We start from the raw sequence: 874 nt of genomic DNA, 5'->3' as shown, positions 1-874 counted from the left end.
GCCTTCCCCGACAATGTTTCCGCCGCCGGTCGTGTCGAGATCCCCGAAAACCTCGCTCGCCGATCCGTCGCTCTGGTTGCCCAAGACAATGCTGTTGGTCAGAGTTACAGAGCCGTTCCTGAGGTGAATCCCTCCGCCCTCTGCACTGCTGCCAGTCGCGCTGTTGCCGGATACTGTGCTGTTGACCAGATCCACACCCGATACACCGAAAACGCCGCCACCATCCGACGAACCATCGCTGGATGCCGTGTTTCCGGCCACGGTGGTGTTGACGAGTGACACTGTTAACCCAAGCACACCGCCTCCGAATGCGTTCAGTCCGGAAGCACTATTGGCGGAAACTGTACTGTCAATCAGCATTGCCGCCTGCGACGCAGAGACCCCGCCACCGGCAGCGTATTCGCTTGAGACGCTGTTTCCGGAAACTGAACTCGCAATCACGATGGCATTGCCGCCAAAGATCCCGCCTCCCGATGTGCGTTCGCCCGAGGCCGAGTTTCCAGCAATCGAGCTGCTTGTGACCGTTACCAAACCGCCGAAAATGCCGCCACCGGATGCATCGGCACCCGCCGTGCTGTTTCCGGAGACAATACTGTTTTCTATCGTAACTGCCGCATAGCCTGAAACACCGCCGCCAAAGGCAACGTCACCGGTCGTGCTGTTGCCGGAGATTGTGCTGTTGCTGACTGTCAAATTCGCGAGGCTGTAGACCGCTCCACCTGAATACTGATAGCCGCTTTGAGTAGTCCGCCCACCTGTGAGCACCAGACCTTCAAGCGTGGTCTCGGCTGCATCGCTCGAAATCTTGAAGATCCGGCTGTTGTCGCTCAGAAGATTGTTTTCATCGAGCTCGTCCGTATCACCATCTTCATCA

The 874-nt window shown here is 57.7% G+C and carries 1 protein-coding gene; it reads right to left on the bottom strand.

The window, feature by feature from the left end; all coding sequences use genetic code 11:
* A partial coding sequence (locus E1297_RS48920) for a hypothetical protein (RefSeq protein WP_209015567.1) occupies window positions 1-874 on the bottom strand: 874 nt, incomplete at both ends.

The sequence above is a fragment of the Roseibium sp. RKSG952 genome, assembly GCF_009711355.1.
This window is presented reverse-complemented; position numbering and strand designations above follow the sequence as displayed.